Origin of the sequence: Pelagerythrobacter aerophilus, from assembly GCF_003581645.1 — a bacterium.
GTDB classification, from domain to species: Bacteria; Pseudomonadota; Alphaproteobacteria; order Sphingomonadales; family Sphingomonadaceae; genus Pelagerythrobacter; species Pelagerythrobacter aerophilus.
This window is the reverse complement of the sequence record NZ_QXFK01000014.1, coordinates 596112-622675: the sequence shown is the minus strand read 5'-3', so window position 1 is coordinate 622675 and position 26564 is coordinate 596112. Positions and strand designations below refer to the sequence as shown.

The following is a 26564-nucleotide window of genomic DNA, read 5'->3' as shown; positions in this document are numbered from 1 at the left end:
GAAGACGTAAATCGGAGAATTGCATGCGCCGTGTGGTCGTAACCGGTCTGGGTCTCGTCACCCCGCTGGGTGGCGATGTCGAGACGACGTGGAAGAACCTCATCGCCGGCAAGAGCGGGGCGGGGCAGATCACCCGTTTCGACGCGAGCAACCAGAAGTGCACCATCGCCTGCGAGGTAAAGGCGAAGGATCACGAATGGGGTTTCGACCCCGACAAGCGCGTTGACCACAAGGTCCAGCGGCAGGTCGACCCGTTCATCGTCTATGGCATCGACGCGGCCGGACAGGCGCTCGAGGATGCTGGCCTCGCGGAGATGGACGACGCTCTGAAAGAGCGCACCGGCGTCTCGATCGGTTCGGGCATCGGTGGTCTGCCGGGGATCGAAAGCGAATCGATCGTCCTGCACGAGCGCGGCCCGGGCCGCGTGAGCCCGCACTTCGTCCATGGACGGCTGATCAACCTCATCTCCGGACAGGTCTCGATCAAGTACGGCCTGATGGGCCCGAATCACGCGGTCGTGACTGCCTGTTCCACCGGCGCACACTCGATCGGCGATGCCGCGCGGATGATCCGCGACGGCGATGCCGACGTCATGCTCGCAGGCGGTGCGGAAGGAACGATCAACCCGTTGGGCGTCGCCGGTTTCGCACAGGCGCGCGCGCTCAACATGAGCATGAACGATCGCCCGACCGAGGCAAGCCGCCCCTACGACAAGGACCGCGACGGTTTCGTCATGGGCGAAGGCGCCGGCGTGCTCGTGCTCGAGGAATACGAGCATGCCAAGGCCCGCGGCGCGAAGATCTATGCCGAAGTGGTTGGCTACGGTCTCTCGGGCGACGCCTACCACGTCACCGCGCCGCATCCGGAAGGCAAGGGTGCCGAACTCGCCATGCGGATGGCCATCCGGAAGTCCGGGCTCGAGCCTTCTGACATCGACTACGTCAATGCGCACGGCACCTCGACGATGGCCGACACGATCGAACTCGCGGCGGTCAAGCGCGTGCTCGGCGACGATCTGAGCGGCGCATCGATGAGCAGCACCAAATCCGCCATCGGGCACCTGCTGGGCGGTGCAGGTGCGGTGGAGAGCATCTTCTGCATCCTCGCGATGCGCGACCAGATCGTTCCGCCTACGCTCAATCTCGACAATCCGGACGAGGGGACCGAAGGCGTCGATCTCGTCCCGCATGAAGCGAAGAAGCGCGAGGTTCGCGCCGTGCTGAACAACAGCTTCGGCTTCGGCGGGACCAACGCCAGCCTGGTGATGAAGAAGGTCGACTGACATGGGCCGGCGCGGCTGCATGGCCGCCGGGGCGCTTGCCGCCCTGGCGCTGCTTTCGGCCGTGATCTTCGGGAGTCTGGCGTTCGGCTCCGCGCAAGTGGAGAAGGACACCGCCTTCATCGTCCCTTCGGGCGCGACGCTGACCGCCGTCGCGCACAAACTGGAGGACGAGGGGCTGATCACCTCCGCCGACGGCTTCCTGCTGCGGGCCAAGCTGCTCGGCAGCTCCGACCCGATCCAGGCCGGCGAGTTCCGTCTCCCAGCGGGGATCGGGCAGGGTGGCATCCTCGACACCTTCCAGCACGGCGAGGTGATCCGCCGCTTCGTCACCATTCCCGAAGGCACGCCGTCGATCCTCGTTTACGAGAAGCTCATGGCGGAGCCTCTGCTGACGGGCGAGATTCCGGTGCCGGAAGAGGGTTCGGTCCTGCCTGACACGTACGCCTTCGAACGCGGCGAGGCGCGCACGGCGGTGCTCGCGCGGATGCAGGCGGCGATGCGTAACTACCTCGCCGAGGCCTGGCCTCGTCGTGGCCCGGACATCGCCGTCGACACGATCGAGGAGGCAGTGACGCTGGCGTCGATCGTGGAGAAGGAGACCGCGCTGCCGAAGGAGCGGCGGATGGTCGCCGGCCTCTACTCGAACCGGGTGAAGGAGGGCATGTTCCTTCAGGCGGATCCGACGATCATCTATCCGATCACCAAGGGCAAACCGCTCGGCCGCCGCATCCGCCAGTCGGAGATCGCGGCGATCAACGACTACAACACCTATTCAATGGCGGGCCTTCCGAAGGGCCCGATCACCAACCCCGGGCGTGAGAGCATTGCCGCGGTGCTCAATCCGGCAAAGACCGATGCGCTCTACATGGTCGCAGACGGCACGGGCGGGCACGTGTTCAATTCGGACTATGCCGCGCATCAGGAAGCGGTCGACAAGTGGTTCGCGATCCGCCGCGCCCGCGGAGAGATGTGACGGAGGCGGCACCAGCGCCGCTGATCGTCACGGCGGAGCTGCCGCCGGATATCCATCGTTGGGCCACGCGATTGCGTGCGGCGCACTACCCGCCCGAGCGCAACATGCTCGAGGCGCACGTCACCTTGTTCCACGCGCTGCCGCCGGGCAGCGAGGACGAGGTGCGCGATCGCCTTGCGAGGCTTGCCGCGGAGTACGCGCCGGTCGCAGTGCGGCTCGAAGGTGTTATGTCGCTCGGCACTGGTACCGCCCTCCATCTGACGAGTCCCGACATGCTGGCGCTGCGCAGCGATCTCGCGGCGCAGTTCCACGGCCTGCTGACCTCGCAAGACGCACACGAGCCGCGCCTCCACATCACGATCCAGAACAAGGCATCCCCGCAAGCTGCGCGCGACCTCCAGCGCACGCTCTCCGCGGAGGTCGAGCCGCGTACTTTCACCTTTTCGGGGCTAGCGCTGCACCGTTATCGCGGCGGGCCATGGGAGTTCGTGAAGCGCTGGGCATTTCGCGGCAAAAAGCGAGGTTGACCGGCTCGCAAGCCCGCCCTAAATGCGCCGCCTGCCTCCGCACCGGCGGAGGCCTGCCGAACCGCCGCGCGGCCGGCAAAGTGCCCATGGGGCGGAGTAGCTCAGCTGGTTAGAGCAGCGGAATCATAATCCGCGTGTCGGGGGTTCAAGTCCCTCCTCCGCTACCACTCGCGAATCGCTTCCAAATATCGAGGCTCGCGGCAGAGTGCACGCGCAGGATTGTGCGGGCGCTCACTTGCCGCTGGCACTTTCACGCAGCACCTCTCCGCTGAGTGTCACTTTTCTGCGGCCAAGCGTATATCGACAGCTCTACGGTGCTCTGCGAAGCTGTTGGGATGAACGTCATGCCCATTCTCGACGTTGGTCCAAATCTCGACGACCCGTCTTCGCGAGGTGGGCGAACCTACGATCAGCGGGCTGAGAACAGAGCGAAGATCTGGCTGACGCTCGCGATGTGGGGCTCTACGTTCGTCGCGTTCACGCTTCTCAGCCTTCTCGGATCGGACCGTGCGCCCGGCCCCGCTGCGGCGATGCGAGCGGCAGTGATGCTTCTGGGGATCGGGTTCTGCTATGCCTTGCATCGTCTTCTACAGTCGATGCGGTCGCGCCGGTTCTCGACGCGGGCCGCGACGCTGATCATTGCGGCGCCCGTCGTCGCGGAGATCTTCGCGTGGATTAATTATTTCGGTTTCGCCTGGCTCTCCGGGGCGCCGCTGGCGTTCGTGGTGGAGGATTGGAATGCGGCCATTCGCCAGTTGCTCCTCTACACCTGGTTCTTCATCGCGTGGTCCGGCCTGTACCTGGCGATAGAGTACAGCTTTCTTGCGCGAGGGGAGCAGCAGCGCGCCGCCGAACTGCAGATCCATGCGCATCGAGCGAAGCTCCGGGCGCTGTCGAACCAGCTCAACCCTCATTTCCTGTTCAACAGTTTGAACTCGATCTCGGCGCTCGTGCTGGAGGGCAAGCGCGAGGACGGGGACAAGGCTTTGGGTCTGCTGTCGTCCTATTTCCGGCAGACGCTAAGCCTGGATCCCATCGCCGATCTGCCATTGTGGAGGGAGCTCGATTTCCACCGCACTTATCTCGCGGTCGAGCAATTGCGGTACCCCGACATGCAAGTGCAGATCGACCTGCCCGACAGCCTCCGGGATGCCGCGGTGCCGGCGCTGATCCTGCAGCCGATCATAGAGAATGCCATCAAGCACGGGGTGGCCCGATCGAAGCCACCGACTGTCGTGCGGGTCGTGGCCGGCGCGGACGCAGGGCGGCTCGTTCTGCGCGTCGAGAATAAGGGGGCAACAGAAGCACGCGCGCCCCGAGGGGAGGGGCACGGAATCGGACTCGACAACATCAGAGGCAGGTTGCGCGAGCGCTTTGGCAGCGAGCAGGAGCTGGCCACCATCACGAAAGAGGACGGGTTCGAAGTGAAGCTCTCGTTCCCGCTCACGTTTCTGTGATGATGCCGCTCCGGGTGGTCATCGTCGACGACGAGCCGCTCGCGCTGCGGCGATTGAAGGTCCTGCTCGATGATATGCCGGATGTGCAACTCGTGGGCGCCGCGTCCAGTTGCGCGGAGGCAGCAGATGTTATCGAAGCGAGTTCACCCGATGTGCTCCTGCTCGATATCAGAATGCGGGACGGAACCGGTTTCGACGTAATCGAAGACCGCCGGGAAACGGACCACCCGTTCGTGATATTCGTGACAGCCTTCGATCATTACGCCGTCAGGGCTTTCGAGCAGGCGGCCATCGACTATCTGTTGAAGCCGATCGACGCGGGGCGCCTCGAACAGGCGCTGGCCCGCGTGCGGAGCCGCTATGAGGAGGAGAGAGACGGTTCACGCATCGAGGAAATGCGCGAAGTGATCGAAAATCTGCGCGCGGCTTTGCATGATCAACAAAACGATACGGAGAGCGGCGACATTTGGGTCAGAAGTGCGAACAGCAGTTTCACCCGCGTGTTGCTGTCCGACGTCCATTGGATCAGCAGCGAAGACGACTACGTGAGGCTTCACCTCGACAAGACGACGCATCTGGTGAGGTCGTCCATCCGCGCGCTCGAGACAAAGTTGGAAGACGGGCAGTTCGTGCGCGTCCATCGCTCGGCGCTGGTCCGCCTGGCTTCGATCACCGAGGTTCGGCGTTCGCCTTCGGGGCGCCGGGAAGTGATCCTGGAGAACGGCGAGAAAATAGCTGCCGGGCGGGTCAATTTCCGCTCGCTTCGCGAGCTCTTCAAACGAAACGACCTTCTGTCCGACAGCTGACACGCTCGAGGAAAAGCGGATGAAAACCATGGAAGGCTTTCATCCGCTGAGTATCGGCTGAAGCGCTTGGAGCAGCGCTCCGCAAAACAGCCGGCTAGAACTTCATCGTGGCAGTGATGCTGTAGCGCCGGCCGAGAACGTCATACGTGGTGGGGTAGGTATTCCCCGAGTTCAGCGCGGTGGTTCCGACATAGTTGCTGACGTTGGGCGGATCCTTGTCGAGCAGATTCTGTACCGAGAACGTCAGACCCAAGGTATCGGCTATCTCGGTCCGGAAGGTCAGGTCGAGGTAGTTGTAGCTGGGAATGCTGAGATAGTCGGGATGGACGCCGTCCGTCGGCAGGATCCGTTCGTAATCGACGCCATCGATCCAGCGCCAAAGCAGCGAAATGTCGCCCACCTCGTCAATCCGGGCCGTTGTGCGGAAGTTGAAGCTGAGTTCCGGCGTGATCTCTCCTGCGAAGAAACCGCAGTTCGAGCTGTACTGACCTACGCACTCGCGATTGATGCCGACCGGCGATGCCTGGAATTTGGACTGTTCAGTCCAGTTGCCCGTCAAATCGAAATTCAGTCCACCGAAGCTCATGGGCACGTCGTAATTGATCCGGAGGTCGACGCCCGAGGTTACTATGGTGCCTTGGTTGGTCAGGACGGCGATCAGACCCGGCGTATCGCCTCCGCCATTGAGCGAGCCGTTCAGGGGGTTCCGGCGGATCAGGGCGCAAGCTTCGGCGTCACCCTCCTCGAAACAGGGACCGAAGATGTCGTTCGGCGTAGGCAGCGTAATCGCATCGGTGACCTTGATGTGGTAGTAGTCTGCGGTCACGGCCAGCCGGGGAATCTGTGGCGGGGTCAGCACCACGCCGAGGGTGTAGGAATCCGCAGTCTCGACGCCAAGGTCCGGATTTCCCCCGCTTGTAAGATTGATCTGTCCGGCCGAGGGGGACGGGATATTCCCGATTACGCCCGCGGGCGCGCCCTGGGCGATACAGATTGCCGTCAATTCCGGATTGCCGACGGGATTGGTCCCCTCGCACGGATCCTCGGGCAAGTTCGAGAGCCCCGTCGTCACCGGTGTGAACAGTTCGGAGATATTGGGTGATCTAACGGAGTGCTGGAATATTCCGCGGATCTTGTATCCGCGTAATGGTTCCCAGGTACCTCCGGCTTTCCAGGTTGTGCTCCCACCGGTGTTGGAATAATCGGACAGGCGCAGACCGCCTTCGAACGTCAGGCTATGGATACCGGGGACATCTTCGACCAGCGGGACGATGACTTCCGCGAAAACCTCTTTCACATCGTAGGCGCCCGAGAACGAGGGCGAGGGGGCGCCAGTCCCCAGCACCTCGTCCTGAGTGCCGAAAGCAACGTCGGAGACTTGCGACGCGCCGTACTTCCTGTACTCCGCGCCCAGTGCGTAACCGATCGGCGTTTCGCCGGCGAGGAAGTTGCCGATCTCGCCCGAGATGCTTCCGCTCACCACCGAAAGCCGGGTACTGATGGTCGCACCGGCCGGCTGATTGAAGAACGCGATCGACTCCGGCGAGATATCGGTTCCGTCACCGAACAGATTGATGGGCACGCAGCCGTTGGACGGATCCGCACATTCGGTTTCGCTGACCGCCCGCAGCGCTTGCTGGACTCGTGATTTCAGCCCCCAGTTGATGTTGCTGTTCTTGCGGTCGGATTCGCCATGGAGACCATAGATGTCGAAGTCGATCGAGTCGGTGATCTCGCCGCGCACACCTGCCCAGACCTGAAACTGGTTGGTCGTAAGATTGCGGATGCGAGGCCCCTGCTCGACGAAGCGCCGATTGATGATGGTGGCAACTTCACGATAGTTCGGGTCGGTCGGATCGGTCGCGCCCGCGGCGGCCGCGCAGTCTGCGGCGGAAATGGAATTGGAGGCGCAGACCTCGGTTCGAACGGCATTGGGCAAGAATGGATTGTTCAGCGGCAGAAGCCAGGTGTCGCCGAACATGCCCGACGGCGCCAAGCTGAGCTGGACCGTGGACTTGGTGAACATTCCCTTGGCGTACACCTCGATTGCATCGGCAATCTCGTAGCGGGCAGAGCCGAAGAGGTTGTAGCGCTCGAGCGGCGTCTGAAAGTAGTTGTCCGGCGCAAAGTTGAAGGCGTCCCTCGACCCGACATAGTCGCGCAGAGAGTCGGTTTCCGGATTGTAGATGCGGCCGTTGATCCGTGTCGGAAAGGTCGTCCCCGAGCCGATCTGTTCGCCGTTGATGAAATAGGTGTTCCGCGAAACGTCGCGGTCGCCCTGCAGGACGGGTTCGACCTTCTGGTATCCGACGTTGAGCACGGCATTGCCTCGTCCGTCATCGAAATTCGCGCCGAGCGTGACGTCGGCCCGATAGCGTGCACCGTCGCCGCGCTCGTTGATACCCAGAGTTCCTGCGAGTTCGGCCCCTGCGAAGTCCTTCTTGGTGATGAAGTTCGCCACCCCGGCGATCGCATCCGCGCCGTAGACCGACGACGCACCGCCCGTAACGATTTCAACCCTCTCGACCAGCGCGACGGGAATGATGTTCAGGTCGGTTTCGCTGAGCAGAGAAGAAGGGACGAGACGCGTCCCGTCGAGCAGAACCAGATTGCGATTGGTTCCTACCCCACGGAGATTGAGCGATGCGAAACCGGCACCGCCGTTGTTGACGCCCGCGCCGGCGCCTGGAGAAACGCCGGGGAGTTCGCCGATGAGTTCCTCTGCGTTCGTTGCTTGCCGAAGGGTGATCTCGGATTCCCCGACCACCTGGACGGGGCTCGATTGATCCAGATTTGGGTTTGAGATGCGCGAGCCGGTCACGACGATGACCGGTTGTTCGTTCGCCGTCGCCTCCGGTGCTTGAGTGCGTGCGTCCTCCGCAGTCTGTGCATGCGCCGGCACGGCGACTCCTGCAACGAGCATGGTCGATGCGAACAGGTGTGCCCGTATTCTGGTCCTCATTGGTTCCTCCCTTGGACGGTCTTTTTGTTTTGCGGTCGCCGAGCGAAGGAAAGAGCTGCCGCGTTGCGCGCATTCGCGCGAAGGATCGGAGCGGCCCCACTGCTCGTGACTTGGCACACTCTTGCTAGAACCGGACGGTCTGCGTGACGCCGACGTTGCCGGTCAGTGGCCCTTCGCTGCCGCCGAACGGAGGGAGCCGGCCGAGCGTCGATTTACGAGGGGCGAACGTAGCGCCAGGCGCCGGCTCGGCCGCGAGTGGTCTCTTGAATGACCTCTCGTTTACGCGGGTGGAGCCTGCCGCGAGGACATGCCGCTTGCGGCAACATGCACGGCGGATTGGCGGGAGCTGCGGCCGGCGGCCGAAAGGATCAGCGATATAGGGAGGCCGACCAGCGTGATGTGGATGAGGATCGGAATGCCGATCGCCCGTAACGTGAAGAGCTGTGTCGTGTCGGGCCAGCGGATCGGAAGAACCAGCCAGTACATCACGGCATAGATGGCGAGCCCGTACAGGATTCCCGCAGCCACAGGTCGATGGACCAGGCCGGGATATCGCCTGATCAACCCGGCAAACACGACGACCATGATCGACATCAGAGCATAATGCGTCACCAGCCCCAGCATCGCGGCAGTGAGACCGAGCGCGATGACGCCGTCGCCGAACGGTCCCGCCGCGATACCGGCAAGCATCCGGTCGACCGGGCGGCCCGCCATGGCCGTCAGCGCGACGGCAGAAAGGATGTCGAGCGTTCCTGCGACAAAGATGGCTTTCAAAATTGCTCTTCTGGTCATTGAGGTCGTCCTCTCCGCCTTTTCTGAGGACAATCCCGATTACGCTGCGATCATCCCACCCCGATGCAGCCGAACGGCACGGTTCTGAAGCCATGCGTGCGGTGAGAGCGGCGGCGGCACGTGCGCAACCGATCCCGCTGACCGCGCGCATGTGACGTTCGGCAGAGTTCCCGCGCGCTAGGCTGCATTGTTTCGCCGCTCGCTGACCTCGTCACTGCGGCTTCGCAAGGGTGCGGTCACTCTTGCTCCCTCCGCCGGCAAAGGGAGGGACGGGCATGGCGACGAGGCCTCGGGATCAAGAGCGCAACGGTCCGGGCGAGATCATGGATAGCGGCAATATCGCCGAAATCCGCAGTCTGACCGCGCGAGCGACGCGGCTGGCGGACAGGATCATGCTCTGTCCTCCCAAAATCCGGATTTCGAAGGGCTTGCCAAAGCCGATGCTTCTGACAGGCGTGGGCTGTCGAAACAAAGAGATCGCGACCGTGCCGGTGCGGTATATTCTTCAACCCGAGGTTGCGTTCTGGTGCTGCGAACTGGTCCGCTCGGCAGATAGCTATCTCGACACCCGCAATCCGCGCATGAAGATGCCCCATGATTCCTTCTGGCTGGAGTGGCCATCCGAAGATGCTACATCGCGGCATAGTTTCGGCGCTCTCGTCAACTCGGGGCCCGACGGTCGCAGCGGCGAGATTCACTCCTGGTGGGCGAGTGAGGGTGCGTTACCGGACCTGAATGTCCTCTCGGTCGAGTTCGACCTGGACGCGCCGATGGCGAGGGCGGCGAACGGACGCTCGGCATTCGCTGTGCGCAATGCCGCGCTTCCGCAGCTCGACGACTTGCTTTCGCACGTGATCGCCAGACTCGATCCCGGTTGGGAAGAGTTTCTCGCTCGCTGCGGGCGCGAAAAGTTTCCGCAGCTTATTCAGGAGTGTATGGATAATACCTGGTATCTCCTCCCTCAGATCCTGGCGTTCGTCGCAGTGCTGGAAAGCCGCACGCCGCTGACCTTTCTGTCGAGCGACCTGTCCCGACTGAACAAGGCGCGACAGAGAAGAGGAAAACTTCCGCTGCTCGAACATTCCGAAATCGGTCTCGACCTCGCGCGGGGCAGCATCCTGTCTGGCGAGCACGGCGGGAGTGCGCAAACCCGGCAAACGCCGCGACTGCATCACGTGCGCGGACATCTTGTGCATCGCGGGGAGACCACTTTTTGGCGCGCGCCGCATCTGCGGGGCGATATCGCGCTAGGGGTAGTCAAGCGAACAGTGACGGTTCGTCGATCAGCTTGAGGTACAGGCCAACAGTCTTCGCTGCGAACACATCCCGCGCGTTTGCCAAGATGCCGGCATCATAAAGCTGCCGGGTTCCGACGGCCTCGCGACCATTTCCGTCAAGGAGACGCAATCATGTCGAAGTCGATCTTCATCTGGGGCGGTGTCGCTGTCGTTCTGCTTTGTCTGGGGGGCTTTGCCGGTTGGATTTTCAGCCTCCCTTCCAAAACGGTTGCGGTCGAGGCTCCGCCGGTGCCGCAGGAAGAGGCCGCCGCCATGCTCGCTGCATTGCGACACGATGGCGAAGGCCGGCCTGTCATTGCGGTCGTCGGGGTCAACGACGCCACCGAGACCAACGACTACATCACCACGACCGGGATCCTGCGGCGAGCGGATGTAGCCGATGTGATCATGCTGGCGACCGGACCGGGGCCGGTCCAGCTTTATCCCGCGCTTCGGGCAGAACCGGACGCGACGATCGCCAAATTCGATGCCGGGCATCCCGAGGGAGCCGATTATGTCATCGTTCCGGCGATGAGCCGCGATGACGATCCTGCGGTGCTTGCATGGCTGCGGGATCAATCCCGCAAGGGCGCGCGAATCCTCGGCGTCTGCGCTGGCGCCAAAGTGGTCGGCGCGGCCGGCCTGCTGGACGGCAAGCGTGCGACGACACACTGGTACTATCGCCGCGAGATGCTCGAGCGAAGCCCGACGATCGAGTATGTCGCCGGCCGGCGCATGGTGGCTGACGGGAATGTCGTGACCACAACCGGCATCACCGCCGCGATGCCGATGATGCTGACGCTGATCGAAGCAATTGCCGGACACAGGAAGGCGGAAGAAGTTGCGCACGAACTGGGCGTCGAAGCCTGGGATGCGCGGCATTCAAGCGCAGCATTCAGGCTCACGCGTCCGTTCGTGACGACCGTGCTCGCCAATCGCATGACGTTCTGGAATCGCGACACTTGGGGAATCGAGCTTCAGCCCGGCATGGACGAGGTGTCGCTGGCTATAGTGGCCGACGCCTGGTCCCGAACCTACCGGTCCGACGTCGTCACCTTCGCGGCTTCGACCCATGCGGTGGCAACGGCAAACGGAATTCGCATCTTGCCTGATCTCGCCGACGACCAATGGCCGTCGGATCGCCGGGTGTCGATCTTCCCCGCCCAGCGACCGGTCGATGCACTGGACCGGACGCTCGACACGATCACCGACCGTTACGGGAAGCTCACAACCGATGTCGTCGCCATGCAACTGGAGTATCCGCGTACGAACTAGTGTGGGGAGGGCGGAATTAACGCGTCTGCCTGAATTGTCCTCGTGGCGAGTAGGGCCAGAAGGGCGAAGCTCTGCAGCCAGTGCTCCCCCATGTAGTCACCTGCGACGTGCGGTAGTGCGGCTGCAAGGTGCTCTTCCGCGACATCCCGATGGCCCAGCAGGCGCCAGCACCAGGCGCGGCTGAGATTGAGGCCGTCGAGGTGCGCGATCTTGCCGTCGCTGCGATCGCTGACGGTCGCCGGAGTGAAGAGTGTCTCCGGCTGCCGCTGGTGGATCCGCGGCAGGAAATGACCGAACCACTCGCCGAACGCGTCCTCTGCGAGCACCCGCTTCATCAGGAGCGCTTCCGTCAGCGTCGGGGAGAGGAAGTCATCGCCACTCGGCTCCCACGCCTGTGCGTCGCGGTCGGCGGCGAACCAATGCCGCGAACGCGAGCGGATCAGGTCGGCGAGAGGCTCGTCGAACTGCTCCGCCCATTCGAGCGCAAGAACGAGCGCGAAGGCCGTGTTGGAATGAGCGCCCGCCCGAATCGGGTAGGTAAGGATCTGCAGATACGTGCGAAAGCGATTGGCGAAAGCGCTCGCCAGCGGCGCGAGCTCGGCGACCCAGCTGCGGTCGGCGTGTTTGGCCGCTTCAAGGTGAAGGTAGAGCAGCCACGCCCAGCCATAGGGCCGTTCGAACCCCCGCGAGAGGGGGCGGTCCAGATAAGCCCGCTCCACGGCAATCTTTTCGGCGGTGAACGTGCTGTCCGCGAGCCGCTCGATCTCCAGCGCCTCGGCGCCATCGCGATGCAGGCGACGAACCGTCAACAGCGTCCACCAGCCGTGCACACAGCTATGCCAGTCGAAGCTGCCGAAGAAGACGGGGTGAAGCTCTCGCGGTGGCCGCGCATCCTCGTCGCCGCCCAGCACGTGATCGAGCTTGTGCGGATATTCCTGCGCGACATGCCCGAGAGCAATGCGAGCCATCTTCGCTGCCGTATGCATGCTAAGATCAGTCATCCGAATGCCGCGAAATAGATGATGAGGATGTTGGCGACGAGCAGGGGCAGCGCCGTAGCAATCTGCGCCTTGATCACGCCGTACTGATCCTTGAGCTCCAGCAGCGCCGCCGGGACGAGGTTGAAGTTGGCTGCCATCGGGGTCATCAAAGTCCCGCAGAACCCCGCCAGCATGCCGACTGCCCCGACGATCGCCGGATTGCCGCCATAGTCTTCAACAAGGAGCGGGATGCCGACTGCCGCGGCCATGACGGGGAATGCCGCGAACGCATTGCCCATGATCATCGTGAACAGGGCCATTCCCATCGCGAAAACCAGCACGGTGAGGAAGATGCTGCCCTCCGGAATGACTGCCGCGGTCAGGTCTCCGATGATCGTGCCGACGCCCGCGGCTGCGAACAGTACGCCGAGCGCCGCGAGCATCTGCGGAAGAACGGCGGCCCAGCCGATCGCGTCGATGAGGCGCCGCCCCTCCTGAACCGGGGCCAGGGGCGACGGTTTCAACCATGCGAAAATGGCCGCGATTGCAAGCAGCACGCCCACACCCAGCAGAACGTAGGTCTCGCGCTTGTCTTCGAACCAGCCGTAGGTGCCGAGCGCCGTGTAGTTGTAGGCGAGCGTGCCGAAGAGCGCCGTCGCAGGGATGATGAGTGCCGGAAGAAAGAGCCTGTTACCAAGCCGATCGGCCCAGCTCTCCCGCTCGGCATCCGTTGTCGTGGGCGGTGCGCTTCGGCCGATGAGCCCGAAACCTGCCAGGCCGGCCAGCCCGAGCACCAGCAGGCCGTTTCCGAAACCGCCGAGGTAGTCGCCGGCAAGCAGGCTCAGCGCCATCAGACCCCAGAACGCCGCATTGCCGAGCCGCTTCGCGTTGGTGCGGTCGGCAGCGCTCAGGAGCGCGAAGGCCGCGAACATGAGGCCCGCGAGGATGTAGAGCCATTGCAGCGTGATCATTCGCTCGCCCCCACATGGCCGGTGGGCGGCGTGTCGGTCGGCGTATGGTGCGGCGCCGGCATGGTGGCGAGCCCCGCACCGCGCGTCAGCCGACGGTCGAGCAGCGCGAGCCTCGTACCATGGATCAGAAACGCGGCGATCGCGGTCGGGATCGCCCAAACGGCAATTTCGAGCGGCGCGAGATTGTACCCGTAAGTGAGCAGCGTCTGCTGGATCAGCACGATCGATCCGATCGCGAAAAAGATATCTTCCCCGAAAAACAGACCGACATTGTCGGTGGCGGCCGAATAGCTTTTGACGCGCTCCGCCGTGTCTTCGTCGATCGGGCCGCCGCGCTGCTTTTCGGCGGCAGCGAGCGCCATCGGCGCGATCAGCGGCCGCACGGTCTGCGGATGTCCGGCAGTCGAGTGCAGTCCGATTGCGGCGGTGATCTGGCGATAGAGCAGGTAAAGGATCAGAAGCTTGCCAGCGGTGGCCTTTCGGAAGCCGCGGATCAGCGTCGCTGCCTGCTGCTGCAGCCCGAAGCGTTCGAGCAGGCCGATCACCGGGAGGACGATCCATACGATGGCGATGATGCGGTTGTCGTTGAAGGCCTCGCCGAAGGTCGAGATAACCTGGTAAAGATCCATCCCCGCGAGAAGTCCGGTCACGACGGCCGCGGCCGTGACGACCAGCATCGGGTTCATGCGAAGCGCGAAGCCGATGACGACGAGCAGGATTCCGAGCAGCGGAAGGTAAGTCATTTCGTCGCTCCGAACCCGCCGCCGCCCGGCGTCTCTATCACGAAGCGGTCGCCGGGCTGCATCTCGGCGGACTGGGTGGCGCTCAGTTCCTCGATCGTCCCATCGACGCGTTCGACCCAGTTGCGGCCGGCTTTGCCGTCGCCGCCGCCCTTGATACCTCTGGGCGGAACACGGCGCCGGTTCGCGAGGATGTTGGCCCGCATCGGCTCGAGGAACGTCAGTTCTCGGGTGACGCCATCGCCGCCGCGATGCTCGCCGTCTCCGCCGGAGCAGCGCCGGATTGCGAAACGGTCGAGCCGGACCGGGTGCCGGGTCTCGAGGATCTCGGGGTCGGTGAGACGGCTGTTCGTCATGTGCGTCTGCACCGCGTCGGTCCCGTCATGATCGGGTCCGGCTCCGGAGCCGCCGGCGATCGTCTCGTAATATTGGTGTTGGCCGTTGCCGAAGGTGAAATTGTTCATCGTTCCCTGGCTCGGTGCAAGGCGACCCGTCGCTGCAAACAGGGCGTCGGTGACCACTTGGCTGGTCTCGACATTGCCGGCCACGACCGCTGCCGGATAGCGAGGGCTCAGCATGCTCCCTTCGGGCACCACCAGCTCGACTGGGCGGAGGCAACCGTCGTTCATCGGTATGGGGTCGTCGATCAATGTGCGCAGAACGTATAGCGACGCGGCGCGTACGATCGAGAACGGCGCGTTGAAGTTGTCGCCGAGTTGCTCGCTGGTACCGGTGAAATCGAAGACGGCGGACCGTTTCGCGCGGTCGATACGAATGGCGACGCGGACGCTGGCGCCGTTGTCCAATGCGTACTCGAATTCGCCGTCGTCGAGCGTTTCGAGCAGCCGCCGAACCGACTCCTCCGCGTTGGCGAGAACATGGCGCATGTAGGCGTCGATAACGTCGGACCCGTGTTCGCGTACGGCGCCGATGAGTCCTTCGGCGCCGCGTGCGCAGGCCGCAAGCTGCGCCCTGAGGTCGGAGATGTTGCGGTCGACGTTGCGCGCCGGGTGCGATCCGGAGCCGAGCAGGGTGCGCACCTCGCGCTCCTGAAAATGTCCCTCGTCGACGAGCAGCAGGTTGTCGATCAGCACACCTTCCGCGTCGATCGTGCGGCTGTCGGGCGGCATCGAACCCGGCGCAATGCCGCCGATGTCGGCATGATGGCCGCGCGCGGCCACGAAGGCTGAGGGCTCGGCATCCTCGTCGGAGTAGAAGACGGGCATGATCACCGTCACGTCCGGCAGGTGCGTGCCCCCGCGGTAAGGGTCGTTCAACGCGTAGGCATCTCCGCGCAGGATGCCCCGTCCGTCGCGCGCCGAGCCGCGCATATCGATGATGTGGCGGATGCTTTCGCCCATCGAGCCAAGGTGCACCGGGATGTGAGGCGCGTTGGCGATCAGCGCACCGTCACGGTCGAACAGGGCGCATGAGAAGTCGAGCCGCTCCTTGATGTTGACGCTCGTCGCGGTCGACTGGAGCGCAACCCCCATTTCTTCGGCGATGGCCATGAACAGGTTGTTGAAGATCTCGAGCATCACCGGATCGGCCTTCGTGCCGAGCGCCTGGGCACGCTGCGCCGGCACGCTGCGCGTCAGCACGAGGGTCCCGTCCGATGCTCGCAGCGCGCTCCAGCCGGGCTCGACGACAATCGTCGACGTCTGCTCGGTGATGATCGCGGGGCCGCTGACTGGCTTCGCTTCCTCTTGAACCTGCAACTGGGGCGGCTCCGCCGCGGAATCGCCGACGCCTTCGACGATGAGCGCATCCAGGATCACCGCAGCCTGCTTGTCGACATAGCCGAAGCGCCCCTGGTGAAGGTGTTCGAACTCCGCACGCATTTCGTCCGGTTCTCGCAGCGCCACCTCCAGGGTCGTATCGCTGCCCGCGTAGCGGAGGCGAGACCGTCGATGCAGAACGACCGTTTCGAGCGGGACGCCTTGAGCAACGAGCGATGCGGTGGCGGCCCCCTCGAGCGCCGCGAGCGGTTGTGAGAAGTCCGTGCCGAGCGGCTGCAGGAAGCTTTCTTCCCGGATGGACTTCACATCGGCGAGGCCGATCCCATAGGCCGACAGCACGCCCGCGAGCGGATGGATCAGGATCCGCTCGATGCCCAGCGCATCCGCGACCCGGCATGCCAACTGGCCGCCGGCTCCGCCGAAGCAGGCGAGGGTGTAGCGTGTCACGTCATGGCCTCGCGCTACCGAGATCTTTCGGATGGCGTTGGTCATGTTGTCGACTGCGACGGCGAGGAAGCCCTCGGCGATCTCTTCCAGCGACTTTGCGTCTCCGAGTGCCTCGGCAACTTCCCGAAGTCGCGCGCGCGATGCTTGGGCATCGAGTGGTTGATCGCCCTCGGGCCCGAACACGGCAGGGAACGCCTGCGGATCGATGCGGCCGAGGAACAGGTTGCAATCGGTAACCGTGAGAGGGCCGCCGTTGCGATAGCAGGCCGGCCCCGGGTCCGAGCCGGCGCTTCCGGGACCGACCCGAAAACGCATGCCGTCGAAACTGCAGATCGAACCGCCGCCGGCCGCGACGGTGTGGATCTGCATCATCGGCGCGCGGATGCGAACGCCCGCGACGACGCTTTCGTCCGTAAGCTCGAAACGGCCCGAATAGTGTGAAACATCCGTCGACGTCCCGCCCATATCGAAGCCGATCAGGCGTACCGGCTCGTCGTCGGCAAAGTGCGGGCGGGTGGCCGCCACCATTCCGACCACGCCCCCTGCCGGACCGGACAGGATCGCATCCTTGCCCCGGAATGCCTGAGCGTCCGCAAGTCCGCCGTTCGATTGCATGAATTGCAGGCGCGTATCGGCGGATAGTCCGGCCGCGATCTGGCTGACGTAGCGCCCCAGGACGGGCGACAAATAGGCGTCCACCACCGTCGTATCGCCGCGCCCGACAAGCTTTATCAGCGGCGCCACTTCGTGACTGACGGAGATCTGCCCAAAGCCCAGCTCGCAGGCGATCCGCGCGACCCGCTCCTCGTGATCGGTGAAGCGCCATCCGTGCAGCAAGACGATTGCGAGTGCGTCGATCCCGCTGGTCCGCGCTTCGGCAAGTGCCGCGCGAGTCCGCTCCTCGTCGAGCGGCCGCACGATATCGCCCTCTGCGCCGACGCGCTCGTCGACTTCGATGACCCGCTCGTACGCCTGGTCGGGAAGGCGGATGTGCCGCGCGAAGATGTCCGGCCGCGCCTGATATCCGATCCGCAGCGCATCGCCGAAGCCGCGGGTTATCGCCAGGGCGACGCGGTCGCCTCTGCGCTCGAGAAGGGCGTTCGTTGCGACGGTCGTGCCCATGCGTACCGACGCGGCCGTGCCACCGTCGCCGCGCGTCAGGATGCGCCGGATCGCCTCCAGCGCCGCATCCGCGTACTGGCCCGGGTTCTCCGACAGCAGCTTCTCGACGACCACCTCGTTTTCCGGCGAGCGTGCGATCACATCGGTGAACGTTCCGCCGCGATCGATCGCGAAGCTCCATCCGCTGGTCATGGCTTCATGAAGCATTTTCGGAGCCGTGCCTCAAGCAAACCGCGCCGGCAAAGGATGACACGCTATGGCACCCGTATCATCGATACCAGGCGACCAACCTCGGCCGGAGGTCTTGCGGTGATTTTGGCGACCACGGCTGCCACAGCGAAGTTGAGCAGCATGCCGACCACGCCGATCCCTTCGGGCGAAATGCCGAATAGCCAATTGGCCTGAACGTTCGCAGCCGGTTCCCAGAGCTTGAAGTAGGCGATGTAGAGAAACGTGAAGCCGAGCCCGGTCACCATGCCGGCGATCGCGCCTTCGCGGTTCACCCATTTCGTGAAGATGCCCAGAAAAATTGCCGGGAACAGCGAAGCGGCCGCCAATCCGAATGCGAATGCGACCACCTCCGCCACCCAACCGGGAGGATAGACCCCGAGGTACCCAGCGACCAGGATGGCAGCCGTTGCGGCGATCCGGGCGGCAGCCAGCTCGCCCTTCTCGGTGATCTGCGGCCGGAACGTCTGCTTCAGCAGGTCGTGGCTGACGGCGCTCGAAATAACCAGCAAGAGCCCCGCGGCGGTGGACAGTGCGGCTGCCAGACCCCCGGCTGCAACCAGCGCGATCACCCAGCCGGGGAGGCTCGCGATCTCCGGGTTGGCGAGCACCATGATGTCCCGGTCCACGTACACTTCGTTGGTGCCGCCCGGGATGTCCTCGTTCATCACCAGCCGCTCGCCCGAAGCCCCTCTCTCATCCGTAAAGAGCGGTGCGCCGTCGAACGCGGCGCCCGCACGATACTGCATTATGCCGTCGGCGTTTCGGTCGCGGAACGCGATCAGGTCGTTGGCTTCCCAGTTGGTGAACCAGCCCGGTGCATCCGCATAGGCGGTCTCGTTCACGCTTTCGGTGAAGTTCAGCCGGGCGAAGGCACCCACGGCGGGCGCTGTTGTATAGAGCAGGGAGATGAAAAGGAGCGCCCACCCGGCTGACTTGCGAGCATCCGCGGCGCGCGGGACGGTGAAGAAGCGCACTATGACATGCGGCAGCCCCGCCGTGCCGACCATCAGCGCGGCGGTGATGCAGAAGACGTCGATCATCGACTTGGTGCCAGCAGTATAGGCTGCGAAGCCGAGATCCTGGACGACCAGATCGAGCTTCTGGAGCACGTAGAGGCCCGAACCGTCGTTGAGCTGCGAGCCGAGGCCGAGCTGCGGCACCGGATTGCCGGTCAACATGAAGCTGATGAAAAAGGCCGGCACCAGGTAGGCGAAAATCAGCACGCAATACTGCGCTACCTGAGTGTAGGTGATGCCCTTCATGCCGCCCAGCACCGCGTAGATGAAGACGATGCCCATGCCGGCGATGACGCCGATGGTAACCGAGACATCGAGGAATCTGGAGAAGACGATACCCACCCCGCGCATTTGCCCGGCGATATAGGTGAAGCTGATGAAGATAAGGCAGACCACCGCGACGACCCGGGCCGCCTTGCTATAGTAGCGCGCACCGATGAAGTCGGGCACCGTGAACTGGCCGAACTTGCGCAGGTAAGGCGCCAGCAGCAGCGCAAGAAGCACGTATCCGCCGGTCCATCCCATCAGGTAGACGGAGCCGTCATAGCCAAGGAACGCGATCAGCCCGGCCATCGAGATAAAGCTCGCCGCGCTCATCCAGTCGGCCGCGGTAGCCATGCCGTTGACGACGGGGTTCACTTCTCCGCCGGCGACGTAAAACTCGCTTGTTGAGGACGCCCGCGACCAGATCGCTATGCCGATATAGAGGGCGAAGCTGGCGGCTACGAAGATGTAGATGAGCGTCTGGGTGCTCACTGAGGCTCACCGTCACCGAGGCCATGCTTGCGCTCGATCCGTCCCATCAGGACCACATAGATCACGATCAGCAGGAGGAAGATGTAGATGGAGCCTTGCTGGGCGAACCAGAAGCCGAGCGGATAGCCGCCGATCGAGAACCGGTCGAGGTACTCGCGGAAAAGGATCCCCGCGCCGAAGGAGCAGATGAACCAGATGCTCAACAACAAGCCGAGCAACCTGACGTTGGCGCGCCAGTAGTTCGAAGCCGCAACTTCGCGCGCCTCAATTTCGTCCTCGGGCACTGGTTCTCCCCCTCATCTTACGTCCCGTTCAACGCAGAGCGCATCTGCCGGGCATCTCATTTCCTGGACCTGTCGCAGACCAGGACCTCTCTCCTTTCTTCCGCGTGCGGACGGAGCCGTCAAGCGCACGTTCCCTTTCGCTTGACCTCGCTATCGCACGGCCCGCATGACGGTGGCTCGAGAGACAGGGAGAAGACGGATGAATTGGATCGCGGTGAAGGTCGTATCCGGCCTGTTGGTCTCCACGGCCATGCTCGGCGGCGTGGGGTCCGCACAGGCACAAGCACCGGCTCAGGCGGTAGAAGCACCGGCGGCATCCACGATCTCCGCCGAGCGGCTCGGCCGCTTGCGCACGCAATTGCAGCGCTATGTCGACGAGGGCCGGCTGGCCGGCGCGGTGGTTATGATCCAGCAGGACGGCAAGCGCGTCTTTTCGGAAGCGGTGGGATGGCGCGACAAGGAAGCGCGCGATCCGATGCGGGAGGACACGATCTTCCGCATCGCCTCGCAGACCAAGGCGCTGACAAGCGTCGCGGTGATGATGCTGATGGAGGAAGGCAAGCTGCTGCTCGACGATCCGGTCGGCAAGCATCTGCCCGCATGGAAGGAAACGACCGTCGCGGTGGCCACACCGGAGGGCGGCTACGAGACCGTTCCCGCCAATCGGCCCATCACGATCCGGGACTTGCTCACCCATACGGCCGGCATCTCCTATGGCTCAGGGCCTGCAGAAGACGCATGGCGCGATGCAGGCCTGTTCGGCTGGTACTTCGCGAACCGCAGCGAGCCGGTATCGAGCGCCGTCGCCCACATGGCATCGCTCCCCATGGCAGCGCAGCCCGGGGAGAAGTTCGTCTATGGCTACAACACCGACATTCTGGGTGTGATCGTGGAAAAGCTCAGCGGCAAGTCGCTGCAGGAATTTCTCGACGAGCGCCTGATCAAACCGCTCGGCATGAAGGACACCTCCTTCTATCTGCCGCGCGAGAAGGCTGACCGGCTTGCGGTCGTTTACGAGGGCGAGGGAGGTGGCCTGCGGCGGGCGGCGGATGCGAATGCCTGGAAGGCCGGCGGCCATTTCGGGCAGGGACATTATTTGGATGGCCCGCGGGTCGCCTACTCAGGTGGTGCGGGCCTGTTGTCCACCGCAGCCGACTACAGCCGCTTCCTCGAGATGATGCGGCGCGGCGGCGAGCTCGACGGACGGCGCTACCTGAGCGGCAAGTCGGTGGAGCTGATGGTGTCCAACCATCTGGGAGAGATCGGATTCGACCCCGGCATGGGCTTTGGGCTCGGGTTCTCCATCCGCACCGATCTGGGAGCTGCAGGGGAGCCGGGCTCCGAAGGCGAGTTCGGCTGGGGCGGCGCCTACCACAGTCAATATTGGGTCGATCCCGAAGAAAGGCTAACGGTCACTTACATGACTCAATTGCTGCCGGCCGGAGATATCGACGACCATGGCAAGCTGCGGGCGCTGATCTATCAAGCCATCGACTGACGGGCACCACCGCCGATCGCGCCGCGGCGCAGGCTCAATGCGCGGCATTCCTAGCTGCGATCTTGGCGGTGTCGAAGTAGAACGGCGTCCCCTCTACTCGCACGACCACGCACAGTTTGCGCGAGGCGGGATGAGACCGCGTCCGATATTTTATTCCAGGCAACGTTGGTGTAGCGAGCGGCGGCAATCGGCATAAGAGCACTCCGGGAAAAAATATTTCCCCGCAGATAAGGGGGAGAGCGGACGGATGCGTATCTATCATGTCCGGTCCGTCCACATAAACTCCGCTTAACTATCTGTAATAAAACAGAAAAATCCTGTTGACCTGTATATACAACTCGTGCTGTTTGCGAGCCGATCGAGAGGCTATGAGGGGCTCGCACGACTATGAGGACCTATTTGCTTGCCAGCGCGGCTGTCGCGGCAGCCATTGCATCACCTGCGCTTGCTCAGACGCAGCCGGAAAACGAACCAGCCGCCGAAGCGGCAGGCGCCGCAGACATCGTGGTGACCGGATCGCGCATTCGCAGGCAGGATCTTGCAGGTGTCGGTCCTGCCACCGTGGTGTCCGCCGAGCAGATCGAGAACACCGGCATCGTAAATATCGAAACCGTTCTCCAGCGCCTGCCCGCCAATGCTGGCTTCGCGGGCAACCAGACTTCGGCATACTGGACGGATAACGGCTGGGGCACCGCTCAAGTCAACCTGCGCGGGCTCGGGATCAAGCGGACGCTGGTGCTGCTCAACGGTCGGCGGCTGGTGGCGGGTGGTACCGGTGCCAATTCCTCACCCGATCTCAACATGATCCCCGTCGCCGCTCTCCAGCGGACGGATGTGCTCAAGGACGGCGCGTCCGCCATTTACGGCGCCGATGCCATGGCCGGTGTCGTCAACCTGGTAACACGCACGGACTACGAGGGCCTCGGGCTAAGCGCCCGCATGGGCATCAACGAGGAAGGTGACGGGTCGGACTTCACCGCCGATCTCATCTGGGGCGTTCGCGGCGATCGCGGCGGCTTCATGGCAGCGGTGACCTACCAGAAGACCGATCCAGTCAATATGGCCAGCCGTGCGCCATGCTCGCTGGCGGAAACCGTGCCGGGGCAACTGAGCTGTATCAACAGCTCCTCCACCATCGGTGGCCGCGCCGTTCTGCCCGACGGGAGCCAGATCAATTTCAATCAGGATCCGGGCGGCGACGGCGACTTCTTCGAGCCCTACGATCCGGCCAAGCACAACATCAACTTCAACCGCTTCCTCAACGCCGTGAGCCCGGTCGAGCGCGTCAGCACGGCGTTCTTTGCCGATTACGACGTGACGGACGGCGTCCAGGCGTTCGGCGAATTTCTCTACACGCTCCGCAAGTCGAACCAGATCGCAACCCCGGGGACTCTGCGCAATCTGGAGATCGCGGCGGGCCATCCGACCAATCCGACGGGGCAGGACATCGTGCTCGTCCGGCGCAATCTGGCCGAAGCCGGCCCCCGGCAGTTCTTCCAGGAAACCGATACCTGGCAAGGCACCCTGGGTCTGCGAGGCACGTTGGCCAACGATTGGGCCTGGGAAATCGCAGGCAGCTTCGGACGCAACACCGCGATCGACGGCGCTACCAACATCGCCAATCTCGAGCGGGTTGCGGCGTCGCTCGACACCTCCGAATGCAGTACGGCGCCGGGCGCGGCGATTCCCTGCGGCGACTACCTGGGGTATGGCGACCTGACGCCCGAGGCGCTCGACTACATCCTCTTCACCATGCGAGACCACGGCGGCAACCAGCTCGCCACCGTCACCGCCGATCTCACCGGCAACCTGTTTGACCTACCGGCGGGTTCGGTCGCCTTCGCCGCGGGTGCGGTCTACCGCAAGGAAAAGGGCTGGCGCGATCCCGACCCGCTCACGGTGCTGGGCATCGCGAACACCAACCAGCAGGATCCGATTTCCGGATCGAGCACCGCCAAGGAAGGCTATCTCGAGCTGTCGGTGCCGCTGCTTGCCGATCAGCCGTTCGTTCAGGCGCTGACGATCGATGGCGCGGTTCGCTATTCGGACTACGACCTGTTCGGCAGCGACTGGAACTACAAGGTCGCGCTAGACTGGGTCATAAGCGACAGCTTCCGCCTGCGTGGCACTTACGGCACCGGCTTCCGCGTGCCCAATGTGCCCGAGTTGTTCGGCGGCGTTTCCGAAGGGAACCTGACCACCACCGATCCGTGCTCGAACTATTCGAGCAGCGGCAATGCCACGCTGATCGCCAATTGCCAGGCGTCTGGCGTGCCCGCCGGCTATGTCCAGCTCGGCTCCACGATCCTGACCACCATGGGCGGGAACGAGAACCTGAAGCCGGAAAGCTCCACCAGCTGGACGGTCGGTACGGTCGTCTCGCCGCGCGCGTTGGTCGACGGCCTTTCGCTGACGGCGGATTGGTTCGACATCCGGATCGAGGATGCGATCCGCGCAATTCCGGGCTCGACCAAGCTCGCCGTCTGCTATGCCAGCAGCGGCCTGTCGCACCCGTTCTGCAACGATTTCACCCGCAGCACGCTGACGGGCGAGGTGACCTATCTGTCGGCGCAGCCGATCAACACCGGGCGCGAGGACATGAGCGGCCTCGACCTCGGGCTGGTCTATGACCGGACGATCGGTGATGTGGCGGTCTCGCTCGACCTCAACGTGACCTGGCTCAACGAATACACCGTTTACCCCTTTCCGGGCGGCGCACCGATCGTGTTCGATGGCTACATCGGCGGGGGCAACGGGGGCTTTCCCGAATGGCGCGGCTACGGCGTACTAACGCTGGAGAAAGACGGCGTCGCCGCCACATGGTCGAGCCAGTGGATCGGCAAGGCGACCGATTTCAATGCCGCACCAGGCGATGTCGGCTACCGCACTCCGAACGTATTCTATCACAATCTGCAGTTGGCATTCGAAGTGAGCCAGAAGATGCGGTTCCAGCTCGGGGTCGACAACCTGTTCGACCGCAAGGCCCCCTTTATCCAGAGCTACACCGATGCCAACACGGATACGATGACTTACGACCTGCTCGGACGGCGGTTTTACGCCGGTGTCCGCACGACGTTCTGAGGGAGCACGCATGAAGGTCCGCTGGCCTCTCGTCGTACGGCGAACCCATAAATGGCTGGCGCTGCTGGTCGGCGTCCAGGTCGTGATCTGGACGCTGACCGGCTTCTACATGGTCGCCGTCCATATCGACATCATCCACGGCGACCATCTGGTCCGGGCGCCGCAGGCCGCCCCGTTCGATCTCGACGAAGTCGTACCCGCTTCTCGCGTCATCGCGGCTGCGCCAGGCACGTCGGAAGTGCGTCTTCAGCGGCTGTTCGGTCAGCCCGTATGGCGCGCACAGACGGGGGAGGGCGCGCGCCTGTTCGACGCCAGGACAGGCCATCCGCTGCCTCCGCTGGACGAGACGCAGATCCGTGCGCAGGCGCGGCGCATCTTCACCGGCGACGCGCCGATCGTCTCGGCTCGCCTGCTGACCGAGGTCCCCGCCGAGATAAAGACCTACGCGCCGCCGCTGTGGCAGGTGGAGTTCGAAGGCTGGAATCGCCCCACGCTCTATCTTTCGCCCACGACCGGCGAACTGATGTCGCGCCGTCACCAGTTGTGGCGCGTATTCGACTTCGCCTGGATGCTCCACATCATGGATTACGAGGAGCGCACGAACGTCAACAATCCGCTGCTCCGCGTCGCAACGTGGACCGCGCTTGCGATGATCGCGACGGGGGCCTGGCTGCTGATCTGGGCCTTTCCCCGGCGCCGCAGGAAGAAGAAAGCATGAAGCGCATCCGATTCTCGCCGCTGCTGTTCCGGCGCATTCACAAGTGGATGGGCCTGATCCTGGGCATCCAGTTCGTCATCTGGGCGTTGAGCGGGTCGGTCATGGCCCTGCTGGACATGGAGAAAGTCGGCGGGCACTCGTCCAGTGCGGCCGATGCTCCGGCGCTCCACACAACCGGCTATGCCCCTCTCGCATCGCTCGCGAGCACCGCCGACGTTACCGGCGTTACGCTGCGCAACCTGGGCTCGCGGCCGATCTACGAGGTACGTAGCGGCGCCGAGGTGCGTTTGTTCGATGCGGAGACCGGTGCGCCTGTCACCATCGACGCGGCAGCCGCCCGGCGCATCGCGACACAGGCCAACGATGCGCGGATCACGCGCGCGCAACTGCTGCCCGAGCCCAACCTGGAATCGCGCGACTTCTCCGGACCCGTGTGGCGGATCGATTTCGCGGACGAGGAAAACAACAGCGCCTATGTCTCGGCGGACACCGGACGGTTCCTCATCATGCGCGGCGATACCTGGCGTACGTGGGACTTCTTCTGGATGCTCCACAACATGGACTATCTCAATCGCACGAGCTTCAACCATCCGCTCATCGTCTTCGTGGCATTCGGCACGCTGTGGATTTCCGGAACGGGGTTCTACCTGCTGTTCAAGAGCTTCAGCCGGGCGGATTTTCGCTGGCTCAGGCGGCGGCGCAGATCGGCCGCCAGATCCTGATCCAGGTCTCGGCGATTTCAGCAGCGATCATCGATCGCGAAGGCGGCGGATAGTTCGAACCGGCTGCCGGGATGGGTCAGCCAGGCGTGTGAGACCAGCCGGCCGCGGCTCCAGGTCCGCCGCGTCATTCGCAATACCGGCTCGTCTGTCGCGAGGGTGAGCAGCGTGCGAGTCTGCTCGTCGGGCATGGTGGCTGAAACCCGGTGCTCGACCCGCTCGATCGGGGCGATACGGGTCAGGTATTCATTGGGCGTTGCCCGCGTGAAATCCCGCTGACCATATTCGGGCGCGATCGAGGCGAGGACGAAGCGCTCTTCGAGCTGGATCGGCAGATCGTCCTCGTGATGTACGATTACCGAATGAAACAGGCGCGTGCCCAGCGAGACCTGGAGCAGCGCGGCCGTTTCGGCGTCGGCGCGCTCTTCGTCGTTGCGGACGACGCGCGCGCGCCAGGCATGGCCCCGCTCGCGCACTTCGTCGGCGATATTGCGGATCTCGATGAGCTGCCCGATTGGCGCGGGCTCGGCGATGAACGAGCCTTTGCCCGCGTGGCGGACGATGACCCCTGCCGCCTGAAGCTCGCGCAACGCGCGGTTGGCCGTCATGCGCGAGACATTGAACCGTGCGACCAGCTCGGCTTCCGAGGGAATGCGGTCGCCCGGCTTGAGATCGCCCTTCTTCACGGCATCGCTGATGCTGCGCTTTATGACCTTATAGTGCGGGGTCGCTCGCTTCGTCACGGCGTCGCCGCCGGCATCGTCACGCTGCAATTTCATGAATCATTTGATCTTTTTCCGCATCGCACGCATCCTCAACCGCAGTTGACTATACAATCTTCAGGCAAGCACCAGCAATGCCTTTGGCCGGGGACCAGGCGAAATTCGCGTCGATCCGGGTCCCATCCGTT

At 63.8% G+C, this 26564-nt stretch carries 20 protein-coding genes and 1 tRNA gene; 12 read left to right on the top strand and 9 right to left on the bottom strand.

Annotation, left to right across the window (positions count from 1 at the left end):
• Window positions 1-23 precede the first annotated feature (23 nt).
• The 6 genes from fabF to D2V04_RS06970 all read left to right on the top strand — a co-directional run bounded on the left by fabF (window position 24) and on the right by D2V04_RS06970 (window position 5046).
• A complete protein-coding gene (gene fabF, locus D2V04_RS06995) occupies window positions 24-1283 on the top strand; it encodes a beta-ketoacyl-ACP synthase II (RefSeq protein WP_119512529.1) in 1260 nt (419 codons plus the stop codon).
• A gap of 19 nt (window positions 1284-1302) precedes the next feature.
• Window positions 1303-2256 (top strand): endolytic transglycosylase MltG, encoded by a 954-nt coding sequence (gene mltG / locus D2V04_RS06990; protein ID WP_228766299.1) that lies wholly within the window; start codon window positions 1303-1305, stop codon window positions 2254-2256.
• Window positions 2253-2783 (top strand): 2'-5' RNA ligase family protein, encoded by a 531-nt coding sequence (locus D2V04_RS06985; protein ID WP_119512638.1) that lies wholly within the window; start codon window positions 2253-2255, stop codon window positions 2781-2783. The genes mltG and D2V04_RS06985 overlap by 4 nt, the downstream gene beginning before the upstream one ends.
• Window positions 2784-2873: 90 nt before the next feature.
• Window positions 2874-2950: transfer RNA gene (locus D2V04_RS06980), tRNA-Met, on the top strand.
• 177 nt (window positions 2951-3127) lie between these two features.
• On the top strand, window positions 3128-4240 hold the full coding sequence (locus tag D2V04_RS06975) for a sensor histidine kinase (protein ID WP_182849684.1): 1113 nt from the start codon (window positions 3128-3130) through the stop codon (window positions 4238-4240).
• Complete coding sequence (locus tag D2V04_RS06970) at window positions 4240-5046, top strand: LytR/AlgR family response regulator transcription factor (RefSeq protein ID WP_119512526.1); 807 nt, start codon at window positions 4240-4242, stop codon at window positions 5044-5046. Before D2V04_RS06975 ends, D2V04_RS06970 begins: the two co-directional genes overlap by 1 nt.
• Before the next feature lie 94 nt (window positions 5047-5140).
• On the opposite strand, the gene D2V04_RS06965 is transcribed toward D2V04_RS06970, so the two are convergent.
• The gene (locus tag D2V04_RS06965; protein ID WP_228766298.1) at window positions 5141-8125 is read right to left on the bottom strand and encodes a TonB-dependent receptor domain-containing protein; all 2985 of its coding nucleotides are present in this window, start codon (window positions 8123-8125) and stop codon (window positions 5141-5143) included.
• A 162-nt stretch (window positions 8126-8287) separates the two neighbouring features.
• The gene (locus D2V04_RS06960) at window positions 8288-8800 is read right to left on the bottom strand and encodes a hypothetical protein (protein ID WP_147391788.1); all 513 of its coding nucleotides are present in this window, start codon (window positions 8798-8800) and stop codon (window positions 8288-8290) included.
• Between the two features lie 275 nt (window positions 8801-9075).
• On the opposite strand from D2V04_RS06960, the gene D2V04_RS06955 reads away from it, so the two are divergent.
• Window positions 9076-10092 (top strand): hypothetical protein, encoded by a 1017-nt coding sequence (locus D2V04_RS06955; protein WP_119512523.1) that lies wholly within the window; start codon window positions 9076-9078, stop codon window positions 10090-10092.
• Between the two features lie 117 nt (window positions 10093-10209).
• Window positions 10210-11352, top strand: coding sequence for a DJ-1/PfpI family protein (locus D2V04_RS06950; RefSeq protein WP_119512522.1), 1143 nt, complete (start codon window positions 10210-10212; stop codon window positions 11350-11352).
• On the opposite strand, the gene D2V04_RS06945 is transcribed toward D2V04_RS06950, so the two are convergent.
• The 6 genes from D2V04_RS06945 to D2V04_RS06920 all read right to left on the bottom strand — a co-directional run bounded on the left by D2V04_RS06945 (window position 11349) and on the right by D2V04_RS06920 (window position 19638).
• Entirely contained in the window at window positions 11349-12353 is a 1005-nt protein-coding gene (locus D2V04_RS06945; RefSeq protein WP_119512521.1) for a DUF2891 domain-containing protein, read from the bottom strand. The genes D2V04_RS06950 and D2V04_RS06945 overlap by 4 nt on opposite strands.
• Window positions 12350-13303, bottom strand: a complete 954-nt coding sequence (locus D2V04_RS06940; RefSeq protein WP_119512520.1) for a DUF979 domain-containing protein — start codon at window positions 13301-13303, stop codon at window positions 12350-12352. Before D2V04_RS06940 ends, D2V04_RS06945 begins: the two co-directional genes overlap by 4 nt.
• Window positions 13300-14046 carry a DUF969 domain-containing protein gene (locus D2V04_RS06935; RefSeq protein ID WP_119512519.1) on the bottom strand — a complete coding sequence of 249 codons (747 nt, stop codon included), beginning with the start codon at window positions 14044-14046 and terminating at the stop codon, window positions 13300-13302. Before D2V04_RS06935 ends, D2V04_RS06940 begins: the two co-directional genes overlap by 4 nt.
• Window positions 14043-17543, bottom strand: a complete 3501-nt coding sequence (locus tag D2V04_RS06930; protein WP_119512637.1) for a hydantoinase B/oxoprolinase family protein — start codon at window positions 17541-17543, stop codon at window positions 14043-14045. Before D2V04_RS06930 ends, D2V04_RS06935 begins: the two co-directional genes overlap by 4 nt.
• Window positions 17544-17605: 62 nt before the next feature.
• Window positions 17606-19354, bottom strand: a complete 1749-nt coding sequence (locus D2V04_RS06925) for a sodium:solute symporter family protein (protein ID WP_119512518.1) — start codon at window positions 19352-19354, stop codon at window positions 17606-17608.
• Entirely contained in the window at window positions 19351-19638 is a 288-nt protein-coding gene (locus D2V04_RS06920) for a DUF4212 domain-containing protein (protein ID WP_228766296.1), read from the bottom strand. The genes D2V04_RS06925 and D2V04_RS06920 overlap by 4 nt, the downstream gene beginning before the upstream one ends.
• 199 nt (window positions 19639-19837) lie before the next feature.
• Between D2V04_RS06920 and D2V04_RS06915 the strand changes: the two genes are divergently transcribed.
• The 4 genes from D2V04_RS06915 to D2V04_RS06900 all read left to right on the top strand — a co-directional run bounded on the left by D2V04_RS06915 (window position 19838) and on the right by D2V04_RS06900 (window position 25657).
• Window positions 19838-21136, top strand: coding sequence for a serine hydrolase domain-containing protein (locus tag D2V04_RS06915; protein ID WP_119512517.1), 1299 nt, complete (start codon window positions 19838-19840; stop codon window positions 21134-21136).
• Between the two features lie 387 nt (window positions 21137-21523).
• Window positions 21524-24217 carry a TonB-dependent receptor domain-containing protein gene (locus D2V04_RS06910; RefSeq protein WP_119512516.1) on the top strand — a complete coding sequence of 898 codons (2694 nt, stop codon included), beginning with the start codon at window positions 21524-21526 and terminating at the stop codon, window positions 24215-24217.
• Window positions 24218-24227: 10 nt separating this feature from the next.
• Window positions 24228-24935 (top strand): PepSY domain-containing protein, encoded by a 708-nt coding sequence (locus tag D2V04_RS06905; protein WP_119512515.1) that lies wholly within the window; start codon window positions 24228-24230, stop codon window positions 24933-24935.
• Window positions 24932-25657, top strand: coding sequence for a PepSY domain-containing protein (locus D2V04_RS06900; RefSeq protein ID WP_119512514.1), 726 nt, complete (start codon window positions 24932-24934; stop codon window positions 25655-25657). Before D2V04_RS06905 ends, D2V04_RS06900 begins: the two co-directional genes overlap by 4 nt.
• Window positions 25658-25674: 17 nt before the next feature.
• On the opposite strand, the gene hutC is transcribed toward D2V04_RS06900, so the two are convergent.
• Window positions 25675-26433 carry a histidine utilization repressor gene (gene hutC / locus D2V04_RS06895; RefSeq protein ID WP_119512513.1) on the bottom strand — a complete coding sequence of 253 codons (759 nt, stop codon included), beginning with the start codon at window positions 26431-26433 and terminating at the stop codon, window positions 25675-25677.
• Between the last annotated feature and the right edge of the window lie 131 nt (window positions 26434-26564).